13 protein-coding genes and 2 pseudogenes are annotated in these 24,135 nt (G+C 70.4%); 13 read left to right on the forward strand and 2 right to left on the reverse strand.

Annotated features, from left to right (window positions below; genetic code table 11):
- Positions 1–21 precede the first annotated feature (21 nt).
- The 10 genes and pseudogenes from A6A27_RS44855 (at position 22) to A6A27_RS06005 (ending at position 14,384) form a co-directional block, all read left to right on the forward strand.
- The gene (locus A6A27_RS44855) at positions 22–4,290 is read left to right on the forward strand and encodes an OmpL47-type beta-barrel domain-containing protein (RefSeq protein WP_443189948.1); all 4,269 of its coding nucleotides are present in this window, start codon (positions 22–24) and stop codon (positions 4,288–4,290) included.
- A gap of 20 nt (positions 4,291–4,310) precedes the next feature.
- Positions 4,311–5,276 (forward strand): sugar phosphate isomerase/epimerase family protein, encoded by a 966-nt coding sequence (locus tag A6A27_RS05965; RefSeq protein WP_073833580.1) that lies wholly within the window; start codon positions 4,311–4,313, stop codon positions 5,274–5,276.
- Positions 5,273–6,514 (forward strand): multicopper oxidase domain-containing protein, encoded by a 1,242-nt coding sequence (locus A6A27_RS05970; protein ID WP_073833528.1) that lies wholly within the window; start codon positions 5,273–5,275, stop codon positions 6,512–6,514. The genes A6A27_RS05965 and A6A27_RS05970 overlap by 4 nt, the downstream gene beginning before the upstream one ends.
- Positions 6,515–6,708: 194 nt before the next feature.
- Positions 6,709–10,767 carry a ThuA domain-containing protein gene (locus A6A27_RS05975; protein ID WP_083672457.1) on the forward strand — a complete coding sequence of 1,353 codons (4,059 nt, stop codon included), beginning with the start codon at positions 6,709–6,711 and terminating at the stop codon, positions 10,765–10,767.
- A 152-nt stretch (positions 10,768–10,919) separates the two neighbouring features.
- Positions 10,920–11,174, forward strand: a complete 255-nt coding sequence (locus A6A27_RS05980; RefSeq protein ID WP_073833582.1) for a hypothetical protein — start codon at positions 10,920–10,922, stop codon at positions 11,172–11,174.
- Between the two features lie 151 nt (positions 11,175–11,325).
- Positions 11,326–11,579, forward strand: a pseudogene (locus A6A27_RS47100) (hypothetical protein).
- A 618-nt stretch (positions 11,580–12,197) separates the two neighbouring features.
- Positions 12,198–13,394: a helix-turn-helix domain-containing protein gene (locus A6A27_RS05990; RefSeq protein ID WP_073833529.1), complete on the forward strand. Its 1,197-nt coding sequence runs from the start codon at positions 12,198–12,200 to the stop codon at positions 13,392–13,394.
- Between the two features lie 137 nt (positions 13,395–13,531).
- Positions 13,532–13,792, forward strand: a complete 261-nt coding sequence (locus A6A27_RS05995; protein ID WP_241825094.1) for a hypothetical protein — start codon at positions 13,532–13,534, stop codon at positions 13,790–13,792.
- Positions 13,793–13,841: 49 nt separating this feature from the next.
- A pseudogene (locus A6A27_RS47105) lies at positions 13,842–14,169 on the forward strand (hypothetical protein).
- Positions 14,166–14,384, forward strand: a complete 219-nt coding sequence (locus A6A27_RS06005) for a hypothetical protein (RefSeq protein ID WP_073833530.1) — start codon at positions 14,166–14,168, stop codon at positions 14,382–14,384. The pseudogene A6A27_RS47105 and the gene A6A27_RS06005 overlap by 4 nt, the downstream one beginning before the upstream one ends.
- A gap of 120 nt (positions 14,385–14,504) precedes the next feature.
- On the opposite strand, the gene A6A27_RS06010 is transcribed toward A6A27_RS06005, so the two are convergent.
- Positions 14,505–16,931, reverse strand: coding sequence for a M14 family metallopeptidase (locus A6A27_RS06010; RefSeq protein WP_073833531.1), 2,427 nt, complete (start codon positions 16,929–16,931; stop codon positions 14,505–14,507).
- A 449-nt stretch (positions 16,932–17,380) separates the two neighbouring features.
- Between A6A27_RS06010 and A6A27_RS06015 the strand changes: the two genes are divergently transcribed.
- Positions 17,381–19,297 (forward strand): Xaa-Pro dipeptidyl-peptidase, encoded by a 1,917-nt coding sequence (locus A6A27_RS06015; RefSeq protein ID WP_073833532.1) that lies wholly within the window; start codon positions 17,381–17,383, stop codon positions 19,295–19,297.
- Between the two features lie 100 nt (positions 19,298–19,397).
- Here the strand turns inward: A6A27_RS06015 and A6A27_RS06020 are convergent, their stop codons facing one another.
- Positions 19,398–20,630 (reverse strand): PucR family transcriptional regulator, encoded by a 1,233-nt coding sequence (locus A6A27_RS06020; RefSeq protein ID WP_143193903.1) that lies wholly within the window; start codon positions 20,628–20,630, stop codon positions 19,398–19,400.
- Positions 20,631–20,921: 291 nt separating this feature from the next.
- Between A6A27_RS06020 and A6A27_RS06025 the strand changes: the two genes are divergently transcribed.
- Both A6A27_RS06025 and A6A27_RS06030 read left to right on the forward strand, forming a co-directional pair.
- The gene (locus A6A27_RS06025) at positions 20,922–21,812 is read left to right on the forward strand and encodes a dihydrodipicolinate synthase family protein (RefSeq protein WP_073833534.1); all 891 of its coding nucleotides are present in this window, start codon (positions 20,922–20,924) and stop codon (positions 21,810–21,812) included.
- Positions 21,813–22,055: 243 nt separating this feature from the next.
- Entirely contained in the window at positions 22,056–24,110 is a 2,055-nt protein-coding gene (locus A6A27_RS06030; protein WP_073833535.1) for a M6 family metalloprotease domain-containing protein, read from the forward strand.
- The last annotated feature ends 25 nt before the right edge of the window (positions 24,111–24,135 follow it).

Here is a 24,135-nt window from a genome sequence, read left to right on the forward strand (position 1 = left end):
CGGACCGTGAAAGAGGCATCAATGAACCCATCCGCACCGCGGGATCGGCTCTCTGCGAGCCGGCTCCGGAGATCGGTGGCGGTCATCGCGGCGATGTTGTTGCTGCTGACCGCCGCCCTGACCGGCTCCCCGGCGAACGCGCGTCCGACCGACACCGAGCGGTCGGCGACGGCCGGGCCTCAATCCTCGTCGCAACTGCAGGCCCAGGTCCTGACCTGGACCGCCGGCGACAACTTCCTGTCGTACCTGTCGGCGCCGACCACCGCCACGGCCGGGCCGGCCACCCTGGTCTTCGAAAACAGCCGGGCTACCGGCAATACCACCGGAATGCAGCACACCCTCACGTTCGAAACGGGCGACCCGAGGTACAACAGCGACGTCGACGTCAACATCCTGGCGGATCCGACGGACAGCAAGGGGGGCCGGTGGACTGTTGACGTGGTGCTCTCGCCCGGCACCTACCGGTACTTCTGCGCCATCCCAGGCCACGGCGGAATGACCGGCCTGCTGGTGGTCACCGGCGGCGGATCGGACACCACGCCGCCCACGGTCAGCGCCACGGTTTCCGGGGAGAAGGATCCCACCGGGGCGTACGTGGGCAGCGCGACGGTCACCCTGTCGGCGACCGACAGCGGCTCCGGCGTGGACCGGGTCGAGTACTCCCTGGACGGCGGGGCGTACGGCACCTACTCGGCGCCGGTGACGGTGAACCAGCTGGGCCAGCACACGGTGAGTTACCGGGCCACTGACAAGGCGGGTAACACCTCGGCGCCGCAGTCGGTGTCGTTCCGGGTCGTCGAGCCGCCGCCGACGGACACCACGCCGCCCATCGTGACGGCGGCGGTGACCGGTCAGCGGGACGGCAACGGCGCGTACGTCGGCAGTGCCACGGTGACCCTGTCGGCCACGGACACCGAGTCGGGCGTGGACCGGGTCGAGTACTCCCTCGACGGCGGTGCCTACGCCAGGTACTCCGCGCCGGTGACGGTGAACCAGCCGGGTCAGCACACGGTGACCTACCGGGCCACTGACAAGGCGGGTAACACGTCGTCGCCGCAGTCGGTGGCGTTCACGGTCGTGGAGACGCCTCCGGCGGACACCACTCCGCCGACGGTGACGGCGGCGGTGACGGGGGAGAAGGACCCCAGCGGCGCGTACATCGGCGGCGCCACGGTGACGCTGTCCGCCACCGACACCCAGTCCGGTGTGGATCGGGTTGAGTTCTCCCTCGACGGGCAGCCGTACGCCATCTACTCGGCGCCGGTGGCGGTGAACCAGCCGGGTCAGCACACGGTGAGTTACCGGGCCACCGACAAGGCCGGCAACACCTCGACGCCGCAGTCGGTGTCGTTCCGGGTGGTGGAAACGCCGCCAGCGGACACCACGCCACCCACGGTGACGGCGGCGGTGACCGGCCAGCGGGACGCCAACGGCGCGTACGTGGGCAGTGCCACGGTGACGCTCTCCGCCACGGACACCCAGTCGGGTGTCGACCGGGTCGAGTACTCCCTCGACGGGGGCGCCTACACCGCGTACTCGGCGCCGGTGACGGTGACTCAGCCGGGTCAGCACACGGTGAGCTACCGGGCCACTGACAAGGCGGGCAACACGTCGTCGCCGCAGTCGGTGGCGTTCACGGTGGTCGAGACGCCTCCGGCGGACACCACGCCGCCGACGGTGACGGCGGCGGTGACGGGGGAAAAGGACCCCAACGGGGCATACGTGGGCAGCGCGACTGTGACGCTGTCTGCCACCGACAGCCAGTCGGGCGTGGATCGGGTTGAGTTCTCCCTCGACGGGCAGCCGTACGCCATCTACTCGGCGCCGGTGGCGGTGAACCAGCCGGGTCAGCACACGGTGAGTTACCGGGCCACTGACAAGGCGGGTAACACCTCGACGCCGCAGTCGGTGTCGTTCCGGGTCGTCGAACCGCCGCCGACGGACACCACCCCACCCACGGTGACGGCCGCGGTGACCGGCCAGCGGGACGCCAACGGCGCCTACGTGGGCAGCGCGACGGTGACCCTGTCGGCCACGGACACCGAATCGGGCGTGGACCGGGTCGAGTACTCCCTCGACGGCGGCGCCTACGCCAGGTACTCCGCGCCGGTCACGGTCAACCAGCCGGGTCAGCACACGGTGACCTATCGGGCCACCGACAAGGCGGGTAACACCTCGTCGCCGCAGTCGGTGGCGTTCACGGTGGTCGAGACGCCTCCGGCGGACACCACCCCGCCGACGGTGACGGCGGCGGTGACGGGGGAGAAGGACCCCAACGGCGCGTACATCGGCAGCGCCACGGTGACCCTCTCCGCCACCGACACCCAGTCGGGCGTGGACCGGGTCGAGTTCTCCCTCGACGGGCAGCCCTACGCCGGCTACTCCGCCCCGGTCACGGTCAACCAGCCGGGTCAGCACACAGTGAGCTACCGGGCCACCGACAAGGCCGGCAACACGTCGTCGCCGCAGTCGGTGTCGTTCCGGGTGGTCGAGCCGGCGCCCACGGACACCACGCCGCCCACGGTGACGGCCGCGGTGACCGGCCAGCGGGACGCCAACGGCGCGTACGTGGGCAGTGCCACGGTGACGCTCTCCGCCACCGACACCCAGTCGGGTGTCGACCGGGTCGAGTACTCCCTCGACGGGGGCGCCTACACCGCGTACTCGGCGCCGGTGACGGTGAACCGGCCGGGTCAGCACACGGTGAGCTACCGGGCCACTGACAAGGCGGGCAACACGTCGTCGCCGCAGTCCGTGGCGTTCACGGTGGTCGAGACGCCTCCGGCCGACACCACGCCGCCCACCGTGACGTCCGCGGTGACCGGCCAGCGGGACGCCAACGGCGCGTACATCGGCGGCGCCACGGTGACCCTCTCCGCCACCGACACCCAGTCGGGCGTGGACCGGGTCGAGTTCTCCCTCGACGGGCAGCCCTACGCCGGCTACTCCGCCCCGGTCACGGTCAACCAGGTGGGGCAGCACACGGTGAGCTACCGGGCCACCGACAAGGCCGGCAACACCTCCACGCCGCAGTCGGTGTCGTTCACGGTGGTCGACCCGCCGGCCCCGGACACCACCCCGCCGACCGTCACCGCCGCCGTCTCCGGGCAGCTCGACGACAACGGGGCGTACGTGGGCAGCGCCACGGTGATCATCTCCGCGAGCGACAGCGGTTCGGGCGTGGACCGGGTCGAGTACTCCCTCGATGGCGGCGCGTACGCCAGGTACTCCGCGCCGGTGACGGTCAACCAGGCGGGCCAGCACACGGTCAGCTACCGGGCCACCGACAAGGCCGGCAACACCTCCGGCACCGCCTCGGTCACCTTCACGGTGGTCGCCAGCGGGCCGCAGCCGGAGTGCGTGAAGGACACCCGACCCACCGTCTGGCTCGGCACCGTCGACAGCGGCGTGCCCAACCGGGTGGTCGCGGGCGACTGCACCATCAACAACGTCATCGAGGACGAGCGCTCCTGGCCGAACCACGGCCAGTTCGTCTCCTACGTGAACTCGGTCGCCGAGCACCTGCACCACCTCGGCGTCATCAGCCACCAGGAGCACGGCAAACTGGCCAGCGCCGCTGGCCGCTCCGGCGTCGGCAAGCCGGACACGAAGAACGGCTACCAGCCGATCCTCGACGACAACGCCGCGTCCTTCGGCAAGTGGCAGCAGGTCGGTGCGGGTGGCTTCACCCGCAACGCCGACGGGTCCATCACCAGCAAGCCGGTGCCCGGGCTCGGCGTGCTCTGGTACCCGGTCGCCCAGTACGGCGACTTCTCGCTGAAGTTCCAGTGGCGCGATGACGCTCCGGGCGACGGCCGGGCCAACAGTGGTGTCTTCGTCCGCTTCCCGGACGTGCGCCGCCACCCGGCGGAGTCCCGGCCCGAGTGGGTCGCCATCAAGTACGGCCACGAGCTGCAGATCCTCGACCGGACCGACGGTGACCAGTACAAGAGCGGCTCGGTGTACGGCTTCGACCGGGTCGATCTGGCCGGCGCGGGGGTCACCCCCAAGGGCACCTGGAACGACTACGAGATCCGGGTGGTCGGCCAGCACTACTCCGTGTTCCGCAACGGAAAGTTGATCAACGAGTTCGTCAACGTCCCCGACGCCGTGTTCAGCCCGCCCCGAGCGGACGACCCGGGCGGCGCCGGCCGGCAGCACGCCAGCGGCTACGTCGGGCTGCAGAACCACGGGACGAACGACGTCATCAGCTTCCGCAACGTCCGGATCGCCCCACTGACCCCGTGCTGCCCGGGCGGCCCGGCGGGCGGCCCGAACTCCTGCTGCTGAGCGAACGGAAGGAAACCACCATGGCAAGGAACAGAATTGACAGACGTACCCTGCTGCGGGGTCTTGCCGGCTCCACGGTCGCGGTCAGCGCGGCCAGCCTCGCCGGCGCCCTGCCGGCCGGGGCCGACCAGGGGGGCCAGGGCAAGCTCATCCCGCAAGGGCACCTGGGCATCCAGCTCTACAGCGTCCGCGACAAGATCGCCCAGGTCGGCTTCGCCGCCGTCTTCGAGGAGCTGTCCCGCATCGGCTACCGGGAGGTGGAGTTCGCCGGCTACACCCAGGGCTCGGTGGGCGCCGTCACTCCGGAGCAGATCCGGCAGCTGCTCGACGACAACGGGCTGAAGGCGGCTGGCAGCCACCGTGGGCTGCGAGACTTCCGCACCAACCTGGAGTGGGAGCTGGACGTCGCCGAGATCCTCGGCATGCCGGCGATCGGCACGGCGGAGGCGCCTACCGGCAACCGGACCATCGCCGGCTACCAGGCCGCCGCCGCCGAGTTCAACGCCTGGGGCGAGGCCGCCGCGGCCCGCGGCATCAAGCTCTACCAGCACAACCACACCATCGAGTTCAGCTTCGCGACAGACCGACCCGACGTGCGGCTGTACGACCTCTTCCTGGACCTGACCGACCCCCGGTACGTGTTCCTAGAGATGGACATCCTGTGGGCGTACGGCGGGGCACGAAAGTACCCGGGCTTCCGCCCGGTCGACTACGTCAACGCCCACCCGCACCGCTTCCCGCTGTTCCACGTCAAGGACGGCGTGCCGCTGCCCAACCCGCAGCAGGGCAACTCCTACCTGGACGTGGAGTTCGGGGCCGGAGTCATCCCGTTCCACGAGTTCTTCGGCGAGCTCAAGGGCCGGGGCCGCTTCGAGTTCCTGTGGGAGCAGGACACCGCGCCGAGCGCGCAGCCGAACCCCCCGGGGTCGCTGGGCGCCGCCGAGCGTAGCTACCAGCGCCTGGTCGAGCTGCGGGGTGTCCGATGAGCGCCTGGCGGCTGGTCGAGGACGGCAACCCGGCACCCGAGCCGGAGCCGGCCGTCGATCCGACGAGCGAGGCCACCGGGCCGCTGGGCGGCCGGACCGAGCGCCCGCGTAGCGGGGCCCGGCGGATGCTGGTGGTCGCGGCCGTCGTGCTGCTCACCCTCGTCGGCGCCGGCGGGCTGGCCGCGGCCGGCACCGGGATGTTCGCCGAGAAGCCGGAGGGCTGCGGCAAGCCCGACCGCAGCATCCAGCTGTACGCAGTGGAGCTGCCCAAGGACGGCACGCAGATCCGGCTCGGCTACGGCCTCACCCCGCAGACGGCCTCCTACCCGGGCCCCCTCATGGAGATGATGGAGGGGGAGTGCCTTGCCATCACCCTGCACAACCAGGTGTCTGCCGAGACCCTGGCGGCGTTGCGCACCGACCCGGCCCACCCGCTGGGCGTCTCGCTGCACGTGCACGGGGTCAAGTACACCCAGCAGTCCGACGGCACGGTGCAGAGCGCGTCGTACGTCCCGCCGGGTGAATCGCGCACCTACACCTGGTACGCCCAGCCGCGCAACAACCGGACCGGGGCGCAGGGCACGGCCGGCTACTGGTGGTACCACGACCACGTGGTGGGCGGCCCGCACGGCACCCAGGGGCTCTCGTCCGGTCTCTTCGGCGGCCTGGTCGTCCGGCGTCCCGGCGACCCGAAGCCGGACCGGACCTACACGGTGGTCTTCGGTGACCGGCAGAGCATCAACCTACGCCGCGGCGCTGCCACGGACACCTGCACCGAGGTGAACCCGCAGCCGGGCCCGAGCTGCCTGGTCGCCCGCAAGGGCGAGCGGGTGGAGTTCGTCGTGGTCGGCATCGGCAACGACATGCACACCTTCCACCTGCACGGGCACTCCTGGGCGGACACCCGCACCGGGGTGATCAGCAACAACGGGCAGCCGTTCGTCGACTCCATACCGATCATCGACAACAAGACGCTCGGCCCCGGTGACTCCTTCGGCGTCCAGGTGGTGGCCGGCGACTCGGTCGGACCTGGGCACTGGATGCTGCACTGCCACATGCAGTTCCACTCCGACGCCGGCATGTCGACGATGCTGCACGTCCTCGACGAGAACGGGAACATGCCGCCCGGCATGGGCCACCAGCACGGCGCGGCCGGCGCCACCGGCGCCACCGGCGCCACTGGCGCTGCCGGCACCGCCGCGGCGCCCGCCGAGGGCGGCCAGCACCAGCACAAGTGACGGGTCCGGGGCTGCTGACCGCCGTCGGTTGGCCAGCAGCCCCCGGACCGGCACCACCACCAGCGACCCGCCGCACCGGCCGCCCGATCCGGGTGGCGCCGGCGGTCGCGCACCCAACGCTCCGGTGAGCGCCTCACCTCACCGGCAGATGGACGACCCGGAAGAACCTGTCCCTCAAACCAGGAGGAGTCGAGATGGCCGACATACGCCATTTCCGGTTCTCCCGATGGGTCGGACGCTCCCGCGCCGACTCGACGGGATCCACCACCACACCCACACCGTTCACCCCGGCCGCGGTGCGTCGCACCCGCGGGCGCCGGATCGGCGCCCTGGCGTCGAGCGCCGCCCTGGCGCTCGGGGTGCTGGCCCTGCCCGCCCAGGCGGTCACCCCCGCGGCGGCCGCCGCCGAGGCCGCCGCGGCGGTCAAGGTGCTGGTCTTCCATGGCCCGGTGGACAAGCAGGACGACCCGGTCGCCCGGGCCACCGCCACCATCCGTGAGCTGGGCGAGCAGCAGGGCTTCAGCGTCGACGACTCCGCCGACCCGGCGGTGTTCACCTTCGGCAACCTGGCCCGCTACCGCGCGGTGGTCTTCCTCTCCGCCAACGGCGTCACCCTCAACGAGGCCCAGGAGGCCGCGTTCCAGGCGTACGTGAAGGGTGGCGGCGGTTTCGTCGGCGTCCACGACGCGGCGCGCGCCCAGCCGGAGTCCTCCTGGTTCACCGGCCTGATCGGCACCCGCCCGGCCGCCAGCCTGCCGAACGCCGAGAAGCCGGTCTCGGCCACCGCGAGCGCGGAGAACCCGCCGAACGAGACCGCCGCGAAGGCCATCGACGGGTCGACCGGCACCAAGTGGCTGACGTTCAACCCAACCGGCTGGCTGGCCGCGAAGCTGGCCAAGCCGGTGGTGGTGAGCCGGTACGCGCTCACCTCGGCCAACGACTTCCCCGGCCGCGACCCGAAGAACTGGACCCTGCAGGGCTCGAACGACGGCAGCTCCTGGACCGATCTGGACAGCCGCAGCAACGAGACCTTCCCGCAGCGGTTCCAGACCAAGCAGTACAGCTTCACCAACACGACGGCCTACCAGCACTACCGGCTGAACGTCACGGCGAACAGCGGCGAGCCGCTGGTGCAGCTGGCCGAGCTGTGGCTGATCGGGCCGGACGCCGGGCCCGCGCCGGACAGCACGGTGCAGAAGGCCACCATCGACCTCACCGACCGGCAGCACCCAGCCAACAAGGACCTGCCGCTGACCTGGACCCGCTCCGACCAGTGGATCAACTGGGACCCCAGCCCGATCGGCAAGGTCCACACCATCGCCCAGGTCGAGGAGGGCACCTACAACCCGGGCCTGAGCGGTAACGGCGCCTTCCACCCGATCTCCTGGTGTCAGGACTTCGAGGGTGGCCGGTCGTTCTACACCGGCATGGGCCGGACCGAGGCGAGCTGGACCAGCGACAAGCAGTTCCAGGGCCACCTGGCCGGGGCCATCAAGTGGTCGGCGGGCCTGGTCCGCGGCGACTGCCAGGCCACCATCGCCTCGAATTACCGGATCGAGCGGCTCACCACCACCAACCAGTCGGGGCAGCTCGACCAGATCGGTGAGCCGCACGGCCTCACCGTCGCCCCCGACGGCAAGGTCTTCTACATCGGCAAGGCCGCCTGCCCGAGCGGGCCGATCGTGAACTGGGACGACCCCAAGGTCGGCCTGGGCTGCGGCACCATTCACCAGTGGGACCCGAAGACCAAGCAGGTCAAGCTGCTGACCACCCTCGCCGTGATGGGCAACCGGGGTAGCGGCAGCGAGCTGGTGAAGAACGAGGAGGGGCTGGTCGGCATCACCCTGGACCCGAAGTTCGCCGAGAACGGCTGGGTCTACGTCTACTGGATGCCGCACGAGTCCATCGACCGGGACAAGCGGATCGGCAAGCGGACCGTCTCCCGGTTCACCTACGACGCGGCGAAGCAGACGCTCGACCAGAGCACCCGCAAGGACCTGCTCAGCTGGGACACCCAGATCCACAGCTGCTGCCACGCCGGTGGCGGGATGACGTTCGACGAGAGCGGCAACCTCTACATCGGCTCCGGTGACAGCAACTCCTCCGGCGGCTCCAGCGGCTACTCCGGCAACAACTGGACCCAGGACTACAAGGGCACCTCGTTCCAGGACGCCCGGCGTACCTCGGGCAACACCAACGACCTCAACGGCAAGATCATCCGGATCCACCCGGAGTCGGACGGCACCTACACCATTCCGGCCGGGAACCTGTTCACCGGCAAGGAGGAGGGCGGCGGCAAGACCCGCCCGGAGATCTACGTGATGGGCGTGCGCAACATCGCCCGGATCGCCTGGGACCCGGTCAACCACTGGCTGACCGCGGCCTGGGTCGGCCCGGACGCCGGCGGCCCGAGCCCGGACCTCGGCCCGGCGAAGTACGAGACCGCCACGATCATCACCTCGGCGGGCAACCAGGGCTGGCCGTACTGCATGGGTAACCGGCAGCCCTACCGGGACCGCAGCAACACCGACGCCAATGTGCTGGCCGGCTGGTACGACTGCGACAACCTGAAGAACGAGTCGCCGCGCAACACCGGCCTGGTCAACATCCCGCCCGCCCGGGACAACATGATCTGGTACTCGCCGCAGGGCGGTGGCCCGGTCTACCCGAAGCGGACTGACGGCAGCGGGCTGCCCTCGTACGTGGTGGGCGAGGAGACCTTCACCCAGCCGTACCTCAAGGGCGGCGGTCAGGCCATCATGGACGGACCGACCTACCACCGGTCGAAGGTCGACACCAACAGCGGCGTTGCCTGGCCGGCGTACTGGGACAACAAGTGGTTCATCGGTGACGAGTCCAATGCCAACAACCGGATCGCCGTCACGGTCGACCCGGCCAAGGTCGCCAGCGCCGGCCCGCCGGCGTTCGCCGAGGACCTGCGCCAGATCATCCGCTCCGGCAGCGGCGGCACTCAGCTCCAGTCCTGGATGGACGCCAAGTTCGGCCCGGACGGGGCGCTGTACATGCTCGACTACGCCGGTGGCTTCTTCAGCCTCCACTCCAACCAGAAGCTGATCCGGGTCGCGTACGCCGGTGGCGAGGCGACGCCGCGGCCGAGCGACGCCACCTGGCGGGCGGTCACGCCGAGCCAGCCGAAGACGATCGCGTTCTCGTCGGCTCGGGCCGGCGGCGTGGCGTGGGAGTGGAACTTCGGTGACGGCAGCGCGCCGTCGCGGGAGGCCAACCCGACCCACACCTACGCGGGATACGGCACCTACGAGGCCACCCTCAAGGTGACGTACGCCGACGGCCAGGTGTCCACCGCGAAGATCACCGTCACCACGGGCTGCCCCGCGCCGGATAACCGCAAGACGGTACAGCTGCTGGACACCGACACCGGCGTGGCCAACCACGTGGCCGGCGGCGGCTGCACGATCAACGACCTGATCGACGACGAGCGGAACTGGACGAACCACGGCCAGTTCGTCAGCCACGTCGCCGACGTGGTCAACGACCTGCGGGCCAGTGGCATCGTGGACAACAAGGAGGCGCAGAAGCTGCAAACCTCCGCGGCCCAGTCGAAGATCGGCAAGGTCGCCGGGTACCAGACGCTCTTCGACGGCACCGCGGCGTCGCTCGCCGACTGGCGGCAGGCGCCCAGCGGGTCGTTCACCCTCCAGCAAGACGGGACCATCCGCAGCTCGGGTGGGCTCGGCATGCTCTGGTACGCCAAGGACGAGTTCGCCGACTTCTCCTTCCGGCTGAAGTTCCGGGACGTCTCCGCCGGCAGCACGTACGCCAACAGCGGGGTCTTCACCCGGTTCCCGGACCCGCGGATCCCGCTGGACCAGCGGCCGGCCGGCAGTTGCGGCACGGTCGGCTCGGCCCGGAGCTCGCAGGCCTGGGTGGCGATCTACTGCGGCCATGAGATCCAGATCTACGACGGGCCCACCGGCGAGGTGCAGAAGACCGGGTCGATCTACAACTTCGACCCGCAGGGTCTGGACATGGCCGGGGCGACCCCGAAGGGCCAGTGGAACGACTACGAGGTCCGGGTGGTCGGGCAGCACTACACGATCATCCGGAACGGCGTCGTGATCAACGAGTTCGACAACACACCCGGCAAGGCGTCGTCCCGTGCCGGTGACCCGCCGACCGACCTGCGGCAGTTCCTCAGCGGGTTCGTCGGGTTGCAGAACCACGGTACGAACGACCTGATCGAGTTCCGCGACGTGCGAGTCCGCTCGCTGTAATCCGATCGGCGCCGGGCACGGGTTCCACCCGTGCCCGGCGCCCTCGCAGGACACAGGCCACTTCCCGGAAACGGGAGGTGGCCTTGCTGCTTCTGGGCGCTGTACGGCAGCCAGCGGGCCAAGAGCCGTCGGCCATTGGGCATGATGAGTTCGTGGACGACCTGACGCGAGCAGATTTGGAGAACGTCCTTCCACGTGAGGGCTTCGCGCCCGACAGCTACCGGCTGCACGGCGGCATCGGAGCCAACGAATGCTATGTGCTCGACCTCGGCCCAGCGGGCTTGGAGGTCTACTACTCCGAACGCGGGATGAAGGGCAGCCTCCGAGTCTTCCGGACAGAGGGCGAGGCTTGCACCTACTTCCTCGAGCTGTTGCGTCGCGACCTCACAACCCGGCGGCAACAGTAGGCCCGCACCTCACGGCGCCCGACGCGAGCCCGTTCAGTCGGTCAGCAGGGGCAGTTCGTTCGGGATGAAGTGGTAAGCCCGTACGCGCCGGCCTGCAGGCGACCGTCGGCAGGCATCGGCCGCCGCGGCGGGTCCTCCTCGACCGCATCGGGTGGCTGGCACGATTGGTGTCATGCCAAACGGAAGGCCGAGCGATCACCCGGTTACGGACATCACGGTTCACCACATCGAGGTCTTTGGCACGGCCTGTGACGAGTTGATCCGGGAGATCTGCGAGCGCGGTGGCGGGGCTGCCCTTGAACGACTGCAGCTGTCGTCGCTTGATCCCGTTTCGGAGGTCGTACCGACCCTGGGGCGCTAGAGGCCGTTCTGCGTGAGATACGTGATCGACTGTCGATGGCCTGAAGGCCGAGCTCGTGCCCGATCCGTGCCAGACGCAGTGGACAACACCGGTCGGCACCGACGGCCGGGGTTTACGGACGATCGCTCAAGGCCAGCGACCCGGACGGAGACCGCCGGACGAAGCGCGCAGAGCTTGCAAGCGAGGGGTCAGAGGGCCGGGGCGCGCCGGCTACGGGGCAGGTCGAAAAGGACCAGGTCCAGGCCGTCACCAGGCCCCTGTCGGAGGCCGATCATCAGCGACCAAGGACAACCACTGGTGACGACGTCTACCCAGGTGACAAGGCGTGGTCGGCCGGTGAGCAGGCCGGCAGAGGCGCCCGAGGCGACATCGACACCTGTCTTGCCGAGCCGGGCTTTCCGGTCGGCGGCTTGCCGATGGCGTGGGTGAGTGTGTTCGAGGCGTAGCTGCGGGCGCCGTCGGCGTCATCCGGCCGAGGTCTGTGCGGGCGGCTTGACTGACCGTTCGGCATGTCTGGTCGGCACGTTCTGCGCGGCTTTTCTTCCGAAACTCGGCTGCGACGAGGGCGCGTGGAGGCTGCCGCGCGAGTACCGTCGACTCTGGCGGCTCGCCGGAGTAGCGGCCGGCGGCCCGCTGCCCAGACCGCTACCTGGGAGACGACGATGACCGATCCCGCGACCTTCGGTGCTCGCCTCCGCGCCCACCGCCAACGTGCAGGCAAAACGCGTCCGGTTCTCGGTGGGCTCGTCGGCCGCAGCGCCGAATGGGTCAAGGCCCTGGAGAACGGCCGCCTCCTTCCGCCCCGCCTGCCGATGCTGCTCCGCTTGGCTGAGGTCCTCGACATCTCCGACCTGGCTGACCTGACCGGCGACCAGTCCCTGCCGGTGGCATCGGTGACCCGCGCCGGTCACCCCGACGTCGACGGGGTCGCCGCCGCCATCCAGCGCAGTAAGGTGCCGGTCGGCTCGCCGACGTCGGTCGACGTGCTGCGCGGGTTGGTCGATCAGGCGTGGGCGCTGTGGCACCGGTCGACCGTCGAGCGTACGGCGGTCGCCACGGTGCTCCCCAGGCTGCTGGCGGACGCGCAACGCAGCGCTCGCCGGCTGGACGGCCTGGCCCGCCGACAGGCGTTGATCGAGTTGGCGCGCGTCTACCACCTCGCGCAGTTGTACCTGGCCCACCAGCCGTATCCGGAGTTGGTGTGGCTCGCCGCCGACCGGGCGATGCTCGCCGCGCAGGATGCCGATGACCCCGCGGCGATCGCCGTGGCCGCCTGGTACTACGCCCATGTCTACCGGGGCGCGAACCAGGTCGACGCCGCTGAGCAGGTGCTCGTTGACGCCTCCGGCCTGGTCGACCCGGCAGCGGGTGCTGAACAGTTGGCGCGGTGGGGGCAGGCGCAGTTGGGCATCGCGCTCGGACACAGCAAGGCCGGGCAGGCCGGAAAGGCATGGCGCGCGTGGGACGCCGCCGAGGACGCCGCGAGCCGGCTCGGCAAACGGTACGCTCACCCCTGGCTGATGTTCGGGCCGGCCGCCTGCGCGGCGTACGCGGTCACCATCGAGACGGATCTGTGCCGACCTGGTGAGGCCGTCCGGCGGGCCGACACGGCCGACTTCCGCGCGCTGCCGTCGCACACCCGTCGGGCTGCCGCCCTGATCGAGGCCGCTCGGGCGCACATGCTGGACCGAGGCGAGGTCGCAGCCATGCACCTGCTCGGCCGCGCGCTGCGCGAGAGCGTGGACACGGTTCGCCACCAACCGTTCGCCCGCACAGTCGCGCTGGAGCTGTCGAACCGGCCGGGCACGGTTGGGGAGGACGCGCGGGAGTTGGCGCTCGCGATCGGGGTGATGGGGTAACCCTCCCTCGGGTACAAACTGTCCCCGCCGCCGCCCGTGACCGCTCGTAGCGTCCAGGTCACCGACGGCGGCGGGGACCTTTTACACCAGGGAGCCGATACGGCCTGACGAGACCTCGCCGCCTTCCGACGCTCGACGTGGAGGCGGAACCTGTGGCGATCTGGTCGGAGCTGTGCAGGTTGGTGCGGTGGCTGTTCCGGCGTCCGGAGCCGCCGCCACCACCGGGCACCGGGCAGCGGTACCAGGCAAGCGAGCACGCGGAGGCGCAGCGGCGGCTGCTTGACCAGGCGGAGCGGTTGCGGGACACGCCCTGGCACCGCGAGTCGACGCAGAGCGTGCCGACCGTGCCACGGACGCCGGGTCGGCGCACCGGTGACGGGACGAGGGGCCAGCGGTGAGCCGAGCGGGGGCTGGTCTTCCTGGCAGGCAGCGCGTCTCGTACGACGAATATCTGCTCGAGGCCGCGCTGACCCTCGCCCGACGACACCGGCCGGTCTGGTCCTGGCGGGACTGGCGGCGCATCTGCCGATGCGGCGTCGAACTGCCCTGCCATGCCCGGCACCGGATCCCGATCAACCGGGGCCACTGGCCGCACGGAGCAGCCGAGTGAATGACGATCAGGAACGGGCGATCCTCGCGGTGCACGTCCGTGGGCTGGATGGGATGTGTGTCGGTTGCCGCGTGTGGTGGTCGCTGCTGGTGCTGGCAGGTGGATTGGGCGACCAGCCGGCAGGCGCGGACGATCACGGCGCGCTACCTGGGGGTGCGGGTGTGAGCACGCACGGGCCGGTGCTGCCGATCTGGAGCTGTGACGGCTGCGGGGCGCCGTGGCCGTGCGCGACCCGGCGCCGGGAGTTGCAAGCGGAGTTCGTGGACGCACCGATGTCCCTGGCGTTGTACATGGGATCGCAGTTCGTGCGCGCCGCCGAGGATCTGACCCGGGCACCTGCCGGCACCCTGCACCGGCGCTTCCTGGGCTGGCTGCGGTGAGCATCCGCGCCTATCGGCGGGAGCAGGCATTCTCCGGCAGGCCGCCCGCTGTCGTAGACGGCCGGGTGCCGGGTACGGCGGGCGCATGCCCCCCGTACCCGGCACCCGGGTCGGTTTCCGTCAGCTGGTGGGCAGCACGGCGCTGCCCTTACGGAAGTTCTTGCCCGTGCCGTCAGCGCGGTAGTTCTGCTCCACGTTGCCGGCCGCGTCCACCGAGAACCAGTGGACCTTCGTCCCGACGGGCAGGGTCAGCGTCTCTCCGCCTTCCCGGATCCCCGACGAGGCGTAGAGCGTGGAGGAGTAGGTCGGTGCGCTGCCGTCGACGGTGTAGAACACCGCAGCCGGCTCGCTCACCGTGAACGTCACGTCCACCATGCCAGGCGTGGCGCTGGGCTTCACCGACAGGCCGCTCTCCGGCCGCTGGTAGTCGGTGTCGAAGTCCCGGGCCACCCGCATCAGCTCGACGAGGCCGTTGGAGAACTCCATCGCCTCCTGGTGCGCCTCGTCCCACCCCGGCTGGAACGAGGTGCCCACCTCGAAGTTCCAGGCGTAGATGCCGTACTTGTACCAGAGCATGTCGCCGGAGTTGCCGGCCGCCGAGTACAGCACGTCGGAGATCGGGCCGGTCCGGGCCGGCGTCACCGCCATGTTGCGCTGCCGCTTGATCGCGGTGAGGATCCGCGACGAGGCCCCCCAGAAGAACGACTCCTCGGCGAGGGTCGGGCGGGGCGCCGAGATCCGGCCCGGGGTGGCGTACGCCCCCGGCGACCACATGAAGTAGTTGCCGGAGGAGTGCAGGTTCATCGAGAACTTGATGTTCTTGTGCTGGGCCAGCCAGTCGACGTTCTTGTCCTCCGGCTCGGACAGCTCGCTCGGGCCGGCGTAGGTGTCGCTGGTGCAGCTGCTGGACGCGCCCGAGTAGCCGTCGAAGAGGCTGTACTCGGTGTAGTTGCGGTTGTTGTCCACGCCCCACGAGTTGCGGGCCAGCGCGTCGGCCGACCCGGTCAACGGGCAGTGGTTGGTCATGTTCCGGCGCTGCGAGTTGAAGTCGTAGAACGAGTAGTGGCCGCCGTCCGGGTTGACCGACGGGGCGATCCAGATGTCCAGGTTGTTGAGCAGCTGCTTGGTCCGGCCGTCGTGGCCGTAGTTGCGCAGCAGCCGCTCAGCGGTCTCGACCGCGACCAGCGGCGGCACCCACTCGCGGGCGTGCTCCTGGGCGTACGCGAGGACACCCGTCTTGGACCCGTCGCGGACCTTGCCGATCCGGATCGCGTACACCGGGTGGGGATCCCGGGACACGCTGGCCGGCGCCTTCAGGTTGTCGGTGAGCACCGTCTTGGCGGCGGTCGCGACCACACCGGCACCGGCGTCTCCGCGGTAGGTGTACGCCCGGACCAGCGACCCGGCGTTGGCGTTCAACGCCGCGGCGACCTGGGCCGCCGTGCTGGTCAGCGCGCCGCTGGCGTTGGTCGCCAGGCTGACCCGGATGTCCTTGCCGGTCACGCTCACCGACAGCGGACGGCTGGCGGCACCTGGGTTGACCAGCTCGACCGAGATGCCGTTGCCGCCCTCGTGTCCCCAGGCCAGCGAGTCGACGGCGACCCGGTTGGCGTTCGTGGTGCCGAGCACCACTTGCGCCTTGCGGCGGTAGCCGTTCGTCTTGTACGGCAGCTCGACGATCTCGGCCAGGTCGGGGAACTCGGCGGCGAGCTGGTGGATCCGTGCGTACAGCTCGGTCGGGGTCAGGTAGCTGGTGACGAAGTCCTTCTGGTAGCCCGGGCCCTCCGGGTTGTCGGCCGGGATGGGCAGCCACTCCTTGACCTGGGCGACGGCGACCCCGCCGGTCGGGCTGGTGATCCGGATCCGGTCCGGCCGGGTCGTCACCGCCGACGCGCCCCGGTGGTACATGTAGACGCCGGCGTCCACGAAGCGGGAGATGCTCTGGCTGCCGCCCGAGCCGAGCTCCGTGCCGGGGCCGCTGTCCCGCACGACCGTGAGCGTGCTGGTCGAGGTCTGGCCCTGGGCCCACTTCGCCTCGACCGACAGGATCTGGCTGGTCCCAGAGGTGTAGTAGTCGGCGCGGATGATCTTGACGTCCGAGGTCTCGGAGGTCTGCAGGGCCGCGGTGAACGCCCGGTTCTCAGCGACGTGCGCGGCGATGGTCGCCTCGCGTTCCTCGACGCGGTCCGCCGAGTCGCTCGGCTCGAGGAGGGTCTCGCCGAGCCGGTAGCCCCGGGCCCGGAGGGCCGCGGCCTCGGTCGGCGTGACCACCGCGTGGGCGACGATGCCGTGCTCGGTCTGTTCGGCGTGGTGGTCGAGGTCGACGCCGGTGGCGACGAGCTCGTCCAGTTCGTTGCGGTCGGCGAGCAGGACCTCCACCACGCTGGCCGCCTCGTCGGGCAGCCGGTTCAGTTCGGTGCTCGCGCCGGTGTCTTCGGCGGGTGGCGTGACGGCCGAGGCCGGACTGACCAGGAGCACGGCCGAGACGGCCGCGATCGCGACGACCGGTGCCCGCCAGCGGCGGTCACCGGAGTTCGGCATTCGCATAGTTGCCCTTTCTGTCGTGGGTACGGAACTGCGAGCGACGGTCGGTGGAATCGGGGTCCCACGTGCTGCTGCGGAGGTTCGGCACGACCGACGGATGAGGGCCGGTGGAAATCGCCTACCGGAGCCGGTGCGGCAAGGCGGACCAGCGTCGGAAATTGAACCCGGACAGGTGTCCGGGGTGGACGATCGACCGGCGGGTGGGCCAATCCTCAACTCACGTCACGCGCTGTGTCAATGACTGTTCGTCACGAAACGATGAATGCCGAAAGTCGTGCTTCCGCCCTGCGACAGGCGTAGGAGCCGAGGGCGGCCATCTTCCACAGGTGTCCGATGACCTGCGCACGCGCCGATCCGTAGGTTCGGTGCGACCGTCGGGGCGGTGGCGGGTGCCCGCCGAACGGAGGGGTTCAAAGCCGCTGGTCGACGGCACTGTGGGAGGAGGAGCACGGATGCAAAGAGGAAGACGCGCCTGGCGGGCGTCGGTGGTGGCCCTGGCGGTCGTGGCCACCGGCCTGCCGGCGAGCGGCGCACTGGCCCAACCAGGCGCCGACGAGCGCGCTGAGTTGGTGATTTCCAACGGCGTCACCCAACCGGCCTTCGGTTATGCCGACGCCATTCGGGAACGGATTTTCGTCACTTCTGATGTCGACACGGACGGCGACGGCAAGCTCGATGTCGTGGCCATGGACATCATGCGACCGAAGGCCAGTGAGAACGGGCTCAAGGTTCCGGTGGTGATGGACGCCAGCCCGTACTACTCGACTGTCTGCCGGGGCAACGAAAGCGAGTGCAAGGCCGACGTCGACGGGGACGGGCTGAACGACAAATGGCCCCTCTTCTACGACAACTACTTCGTCCCGCGCGGCTACGCGATGGTCCTGCTGGACATGATCGGCACGAACAACTCGACCGGCTGCCCGGTCACCGGTGGTCGGGCCGACAACATCAGCGCGCCGACGGCGATCGACTGGCTCAACGGGCGCCGGCCCGGGTACGACGCCGCCGGGCGGGAGGTCGTCGCCGACTGGCACAACGGCCGGACCGGCATGATCGGCAAGTCGTACGACGGCACCCTGGCCAACGCCGCGGCAGCGAGCGGGGTGGACGGGCTGACCACGATCGTGCCGATCTCGGCCATCTCGAGCTGGTACGACTACTCGCGCAGCAACGGCCTGGTCACTCGGGCGAACAACTACTCGGGCAGCCTCGCCAACACGGTCACAAACCCGGCCCGCCGGGCGTACTGTGCGCCGGTGCGGACGGCCCTCGGCCAGGGCGGCGACGACGTCACCGGGGACTACAACGACTTCTGGGCGGAGCGCGACTACGTGCCGCACGCCGACCGGGTCAAGGCCAGCGTCTTCGTCGTGCACGGGATCAACGACGACAACGTCCGGCCGGACCACTTCAGCAAGTGGTGGGAGGCGCTCGGCGCGCAGGGCGTGCCGCGCAAGCTCTGGATGACCGGCACCGGCCACGTCGACCCGTTCGACTTCCGCCGGACGCAGTGGGTCGACACCCTGCACCGCTGGTTCGACTTCTGGCTGCAGGGCATCGACAACGGGATCATGCGGGAGCCGGCCGTCGACATCGAGCGGCTGCCGGACGTGTGGGAGACGGCCGCCACCTGGCCGCTGCCGAACACTCAGCCGACCCAGGTGTTCCTGCAGGCGCCGACCGCCGGTAACGCCGGCGGGCTGTCCGTCAAGTCCGGTCCGGGCAACGCGAAGGCGACCTTCCAGGACACGCCCACGATGACCCAGACCAACGCGATCCGCCACCCGTCGGACCCGGCGGCGAACACCGAGAACCGGCTGGTGTTCCTCTCCGCGCCGCTGAAGGCGCCGCTGCACATCTCGGGCACCCCGATCGTCAAGATCAACGCCACCGTCGACGGCGAGGACACCAGCTTCGCCGGGCTGCTCGTCGACTACGGCACCCGCCAGCGCTTCAGCACCGCCGGTGACGGCGTCCGGACGCTGACGGAGGAGGACTGCTGGGGTGAGACGGCGACCTGGGGCGGCTTCGCCGAGGACGCCTGCTACAAGAAGGTGGAGAAGAACATCGCCACCAACCCGCAGGAGCTGGTGACCAAGGGCATCATCGACGGCCTCAACCTCGCCTCGCCGTCGGTGTCGACGCCGCTGGTGCCCGGCCAGAAGACCGAGGTCGACCTGAACCTGCTGCCCGAGGACTACGTCTTCGACGCCGGCAACCAGATCGGGGTGGTCCTGCTCGGGTCGTACTCCGGTTACAGCAGCCGGGCCAAGCAGAACCGGGCCCACATCACCGTCCACTTCGACCGCAGCCGGATCACCCTGCCGGTGGTCGGCGGTCGGACGGCGGCGGTGGCCGCCGGCCTGTAGGGATCGCGGGGCGGGGCACCGGGCAGCCGGCGCCCCGCCCCGACGTCATCCACAGGGATTGCGGGGCGGGGCACCGGGCAACCGGCGCCCCGCCCCGACGTCATCCACCCGGCTGGTACTGGCCGGTCAGCCGGCCCAGCTTGAGGGCCAGGTGCAGGCAGAGCCGTTCGTTGCCGTCCTTGAGGTCGGCCTCGGCGAGCAGTTCCACCCGCTGCAGCCGGTAGTAGAGCGTCGTCCGGTGCAGCCGCAGCCGTTCCGCCGTGGCATGCGCGTTGCCGGCCAGGTCGAGGTAGGTCTCCAGGGTCTCCAGCAGCACCTGGTGGGCCTCGTCGCCCAGCAGCCGGCCCAGCCCCGGATGCACTCGCGCGACGTCCAGGTGGCGGGCATCCATGCCGGACAGCAGCCGGTAGATGCCCAGTTCGGGCCACGGCACCACCGGACCCAGGGCCGGCAGCTGGACACCCACCCGGGCCGCCTGGAACGCCTCCTGGTACGACAGCACGCTGTCGTACAGACGCGGTCGGGCGTCGCCGATCCCGAGGACCGTCCGGGCCACCGACGCCAGGCCCCGAATGGCCCCACGCAACGCCTGGTCCAGGTGCGCCGCGGCGTCCTGTGCCGCCAGGCGGCCGGTGTTCCGCCCCCCGCACAGCAGCAGCACCCCGTGATCGTGCCGGACCAGGTGCAGCGTCTCGCGCGACCCGACCCAGTGCCGGGTGGCGACGAGGGCGTGCTCCAGAGCGATCCGGGCAGCGTCGTCGAGCATCTCGTCCTGGGCCACGACCAGCTGGGCGACCAGCGCGGTGACCTGACCGTCACTGGTAACCACGCCGTCGGTCAGCAGAGACCGGACCGCCTCCCGCCGGGACTCCGGGGACTCCACCAGCAGCGTCCGGGTCGCCTCCGCCTCCCGCTGCGAGGCCAGCTCGCCGAGCAGGTTCTCCCGGTAGAGGGCCAGCGACAGGTCCGGCATCGCCTCGGCCACCGCCGAAATGTCCTCGTCGGTCATCCCCGTGCCCTCGTCGATGAACCACACGAAGCCCAGCAGCAGGTCCTGGTGCCGGATCGGCACGCACACCCGGGGCAGGAGATCCAGTTCGGGGCAGGCCGGGGTGCGAACCGGCTCCCGGGCGTCCATGATCCCGATCTCCCGGGCCCAGGCGATCACCTCCGGCGTGGTGTGCCGACGCAGGATCGAACTCCGGCGTACCCCGTCGAGCACCCCGGAGTGCTCGCTGTAGACGACCACCCGCTGACGCCGATCCTCGATCAGAGCCGGCCGCTTGACCCGCGCCGCGACCCGGTCGACGATGCGTTGCAGCTCCATGCGCATGCGCTTCCCCCGGCCAGCCCGAGGCCCGCGGTGTTGCCGCTCGGCTCCGGCTGGCTGTTGTGCTGGTAGGACCGTTGGCCTACCTTCCGATGATGTTGGCCAGCGCGCAATCCCCCGTGCCGGCAGCGCGACACCCGTATCCGGTACCGCCTGAGCAGTTTCGGCATCTGTCGGAAGACCAGCGGCCGGTGATGTACCTAACGTGTGCGTTTGCCGGCCCGACGGGGGCCAGGGCGGGCCGTCCTGCCGACCGGGGTACGGCTGCGGAGTGTCCGAGAAGGGAACACCGTCGTGGCCAAAGCCAGGCCCTGGCAGGGCGTCATCGCCGCCATTCCCACCCCGTTCCGGGCTGACCTCTCGGTCGACTACGACCGGCTTCAGGAGCACGTGCGGTGGCTCGCCGAAGAGGGCTGCCAGGGGGTGACGCCGTGCGGCTCGCTGGGGGAGTACCGGGCCCTGTCCGACGGCGAGCGCACCGACGTGGTCCGCGCCGTCGTCGAGGCGGCACCGGCCGGCTGCGCGGTGGTGCCGGGCGTCGGCGGGTACGGCAGCCGGCAGTCCCGGCGCTGGGCCGAGCAGGCGCGGGCCGCGGGTGCGCAGGCGGTGCTCGCCCCACCGCCGATCGATTACCCGGCCGGTGCCGCCGAGGTCGTCGCCCACTACCGCGAGGTGGCCGCGGTCGGGCTGCCGGTGGTGGTGTCCGACGATCCGGTCGACGCGAGAACGGACCTGACGCCGGAACTGCTGGCCCGCGTCGCCGAGATCGACGGCGTGGTGGCCATGCGGGAGTGCGACGTACGCCGGCTGCACCGCGTCCGTGACCTGTGCCCCCACCTCGACGTGCTGGCCGGCGCGGACGACGTGCTGCTGGAGCTGACCGTGTGCGGCGCGACCGGGTGGATCGGGCACTGCGCGAACGCCCTACCCCGGCTCAGCCTGCGCCTGCACCGGCTGTGCGCCGCCCGCGACCTGGCGGCGGCGCTGCCGCTGTACGGGCAGCTGCACCCCCTGCTCAGCTGGGGCTCCCGGCCGGAGGTGGTCCAGGCCGTGAAGCTGGCGATGCGGCTGGTCGGGCGGTACGGCGGGCCGTGCCGGCCGCCCCGCGGCGGGCTGCCGCCCGAGACCGAGACGCAGCTGTGCCGGGACGTGCGGCGGGCGCTGCGGGCCGATGCCGACGGGTAGCCGCGACGGGCCTGCCACGATGCCGTCCTGCACGTGTCGGAAGTGGTCGGTCCACCTGCCGACATCTGCACGGTGACCGGTGCGCCGGCCGGCTCATAGATTCGGATCGGGTGTGATCATGCGGGACGGCGACCCCGTCCGTCTCGCGACAACTCCGGCTCGGGCGCGTCTGACGCCGCCCGCGATCCGGAGCCGTCGCCCGATCGCCCCGCCGATTAAGCCCTCGACCTGAAAGGTGACCCGATGCACCTTCTACCCCCCAGGCGTGCGGTGTGGCGTTCGGTGCTGGCCGCCGCGGTCGCGTCCGTCGTGGTCGCGTCCGGCGCCACCGGGCCGGCCTCCGCCGCACCCGACGTGTCGCCGGACGGGCCAGGCCCGTTCCAGGCGATCGACGCACAGAACTGGCAGAACCCCGACACGATGACCTGGGACGACTTCGTCCAGGTGCCGAACAAGAACTGGAACGACCCCGCCGTGCGCGGGTCGGTCCGGAACTTCAAGATCGCGCTGGTCACGCTCGACTACCCGGACCAGCCGTTCGTCGTCACCCAGGCGGCCAAGTCCTCGGTCTTCGGCAACCCCCAGGCGAGCGCCGCGAACATTCCGCGCGACGGCGTCCCGCAGTTCTACAGCGACTTCCTGAACAAGCCGAACGAGCTGAACCGCGGACACACCCTGCACGAGTACTGGATGCAGGACTCCAACGGCCGCTACGGCGTCGACCTCACCGGCTTCGGGCCGTACAAGATGCCGTCGAAGTCGTACCAGTACGGCATCGACAACGGCTTCAACCCCGGCGCCTGCCCGTCGGGGGAGGCGTGCGCGAAGAACATCCGCACCGACGGGCTGGGTGCCTGGCGCGCGGCGGTCGGTGACGAGGTGGCCAACAGCTACGAGCTGGTCTTCATCCTCTCCGCCGGTCAGGACGAGTCCTCGACCTGGCAGGAGTTCGGCCAGATGATGTTCCAGAACAAGGAGGACGTGCCGGACGCGTGGGGCCCGCCGGACCCCAACCTGCCCAACTACGCCAAGACCCGGTACGTCGAGTGGACGTCCTGGAAGGCGGCCGCCACCATCTGGCCGAACGCCGGCGGTGGCTCGTCGACCCAGGCGGAGAGCTCGGGCATGGGCACGTACGCGCACGAGCTGAGCCACCTGCTGAGCATCGGCGACAACTACAACAACCCGTACGGCGTGCCGTTGCGCCGCGCGTACACCGGCATCTGGAGCATGATGTCGCGCGGCTCCTTCAACGGTCCGGGCGGCCCGCACACCCGCTGGCAGATCCCGCCGGTCAACGGCGGCTCGATGGGGTCGCTGCACACGCTGCGGGACAAGCTGAAGATCGGGCTGCTCGGTGAGGAGCACGCGCTGCGGCTGTCCCGCGAGGGGCTCGCCTCCTCCGGCCTGGTCGTCGCCGACGTCACCGCCCGCGCGGTGGACGCTGGCGAGGGCTTGACCGGCATCAACATCGCCATGAACCAGGACCGCTCGCCGGCGTGCAGCACCACGACCGACCCGCTCTGCGACGGCGGCCGGTTCAACAACTACACCGTCGAGGTCGTCCAGCGGATGGGTGCGGACTCGTTCACCCCGGACAACGGCGTGCTGATCAGCAAGACCAAGAACACCGACAGCGCCCCGTTCGTGTGGGTCGTCGACGCGAACCCGCAGGACATCGACATGGTGGACTTCTACCAGCCGAACGGCACCCCGCAGAAGATCACCATGGGCGACTACCGGCAGCTGTCCGACGCGCTGTTCCACGCCGGCGCCAACTCCGGCAGCGAGTACGAGTACGTGGACGAGGCCAACCGGCTGCACTTCTACGTGCTCAACCTCCGCCGGAACGCCGACGGGGTGCTGTCGTACACGGTGGCGGTCCAGTCGCTCGACGGCGCCGGCCCGAGCGAGCACGGCGTTTCCCTGTCCAAGGGCTCCCTGATCACCCGGAGCAAGCCGACCGACAAGGGCGCGTTCTGCACGTTCGACCTGACCAACACGGGCAAGTACGTGGCCGGCGAGCAGCAGCACCCGGAGGACGCCAGCGAGTACCTGCAGTCGGACGTGTACCGTCTCTCGGCGAGCGTGTCCGGCACGGGCTGGCAGGCGGAGCTGCCGAACGAGCTGGCCACGGCCAAGTTCGGCGCCACCACCGGGGTCAACGTCTCGGTCGGCGCCACCGCCGACGCGGCCGCGACCACCCTGGTGACGCTCACCGCCACGTCGGTGAGTGACCCGAGCAAGACCGTGACCAGCCAGTGCCGGGTCGAACGACCCCGGGCGCTGATCAGCTGACCCACGGACGGCCCGGGGCGGTGGG

Source organism: Micromonospora sp. CB01531 (genome assembly GCF_001905095.1).
Lineage (GTDB): Bacteria > Actinomycetota > Actinomycetes > Mycobacteriales > Micromonosporaceae > Micromonospora.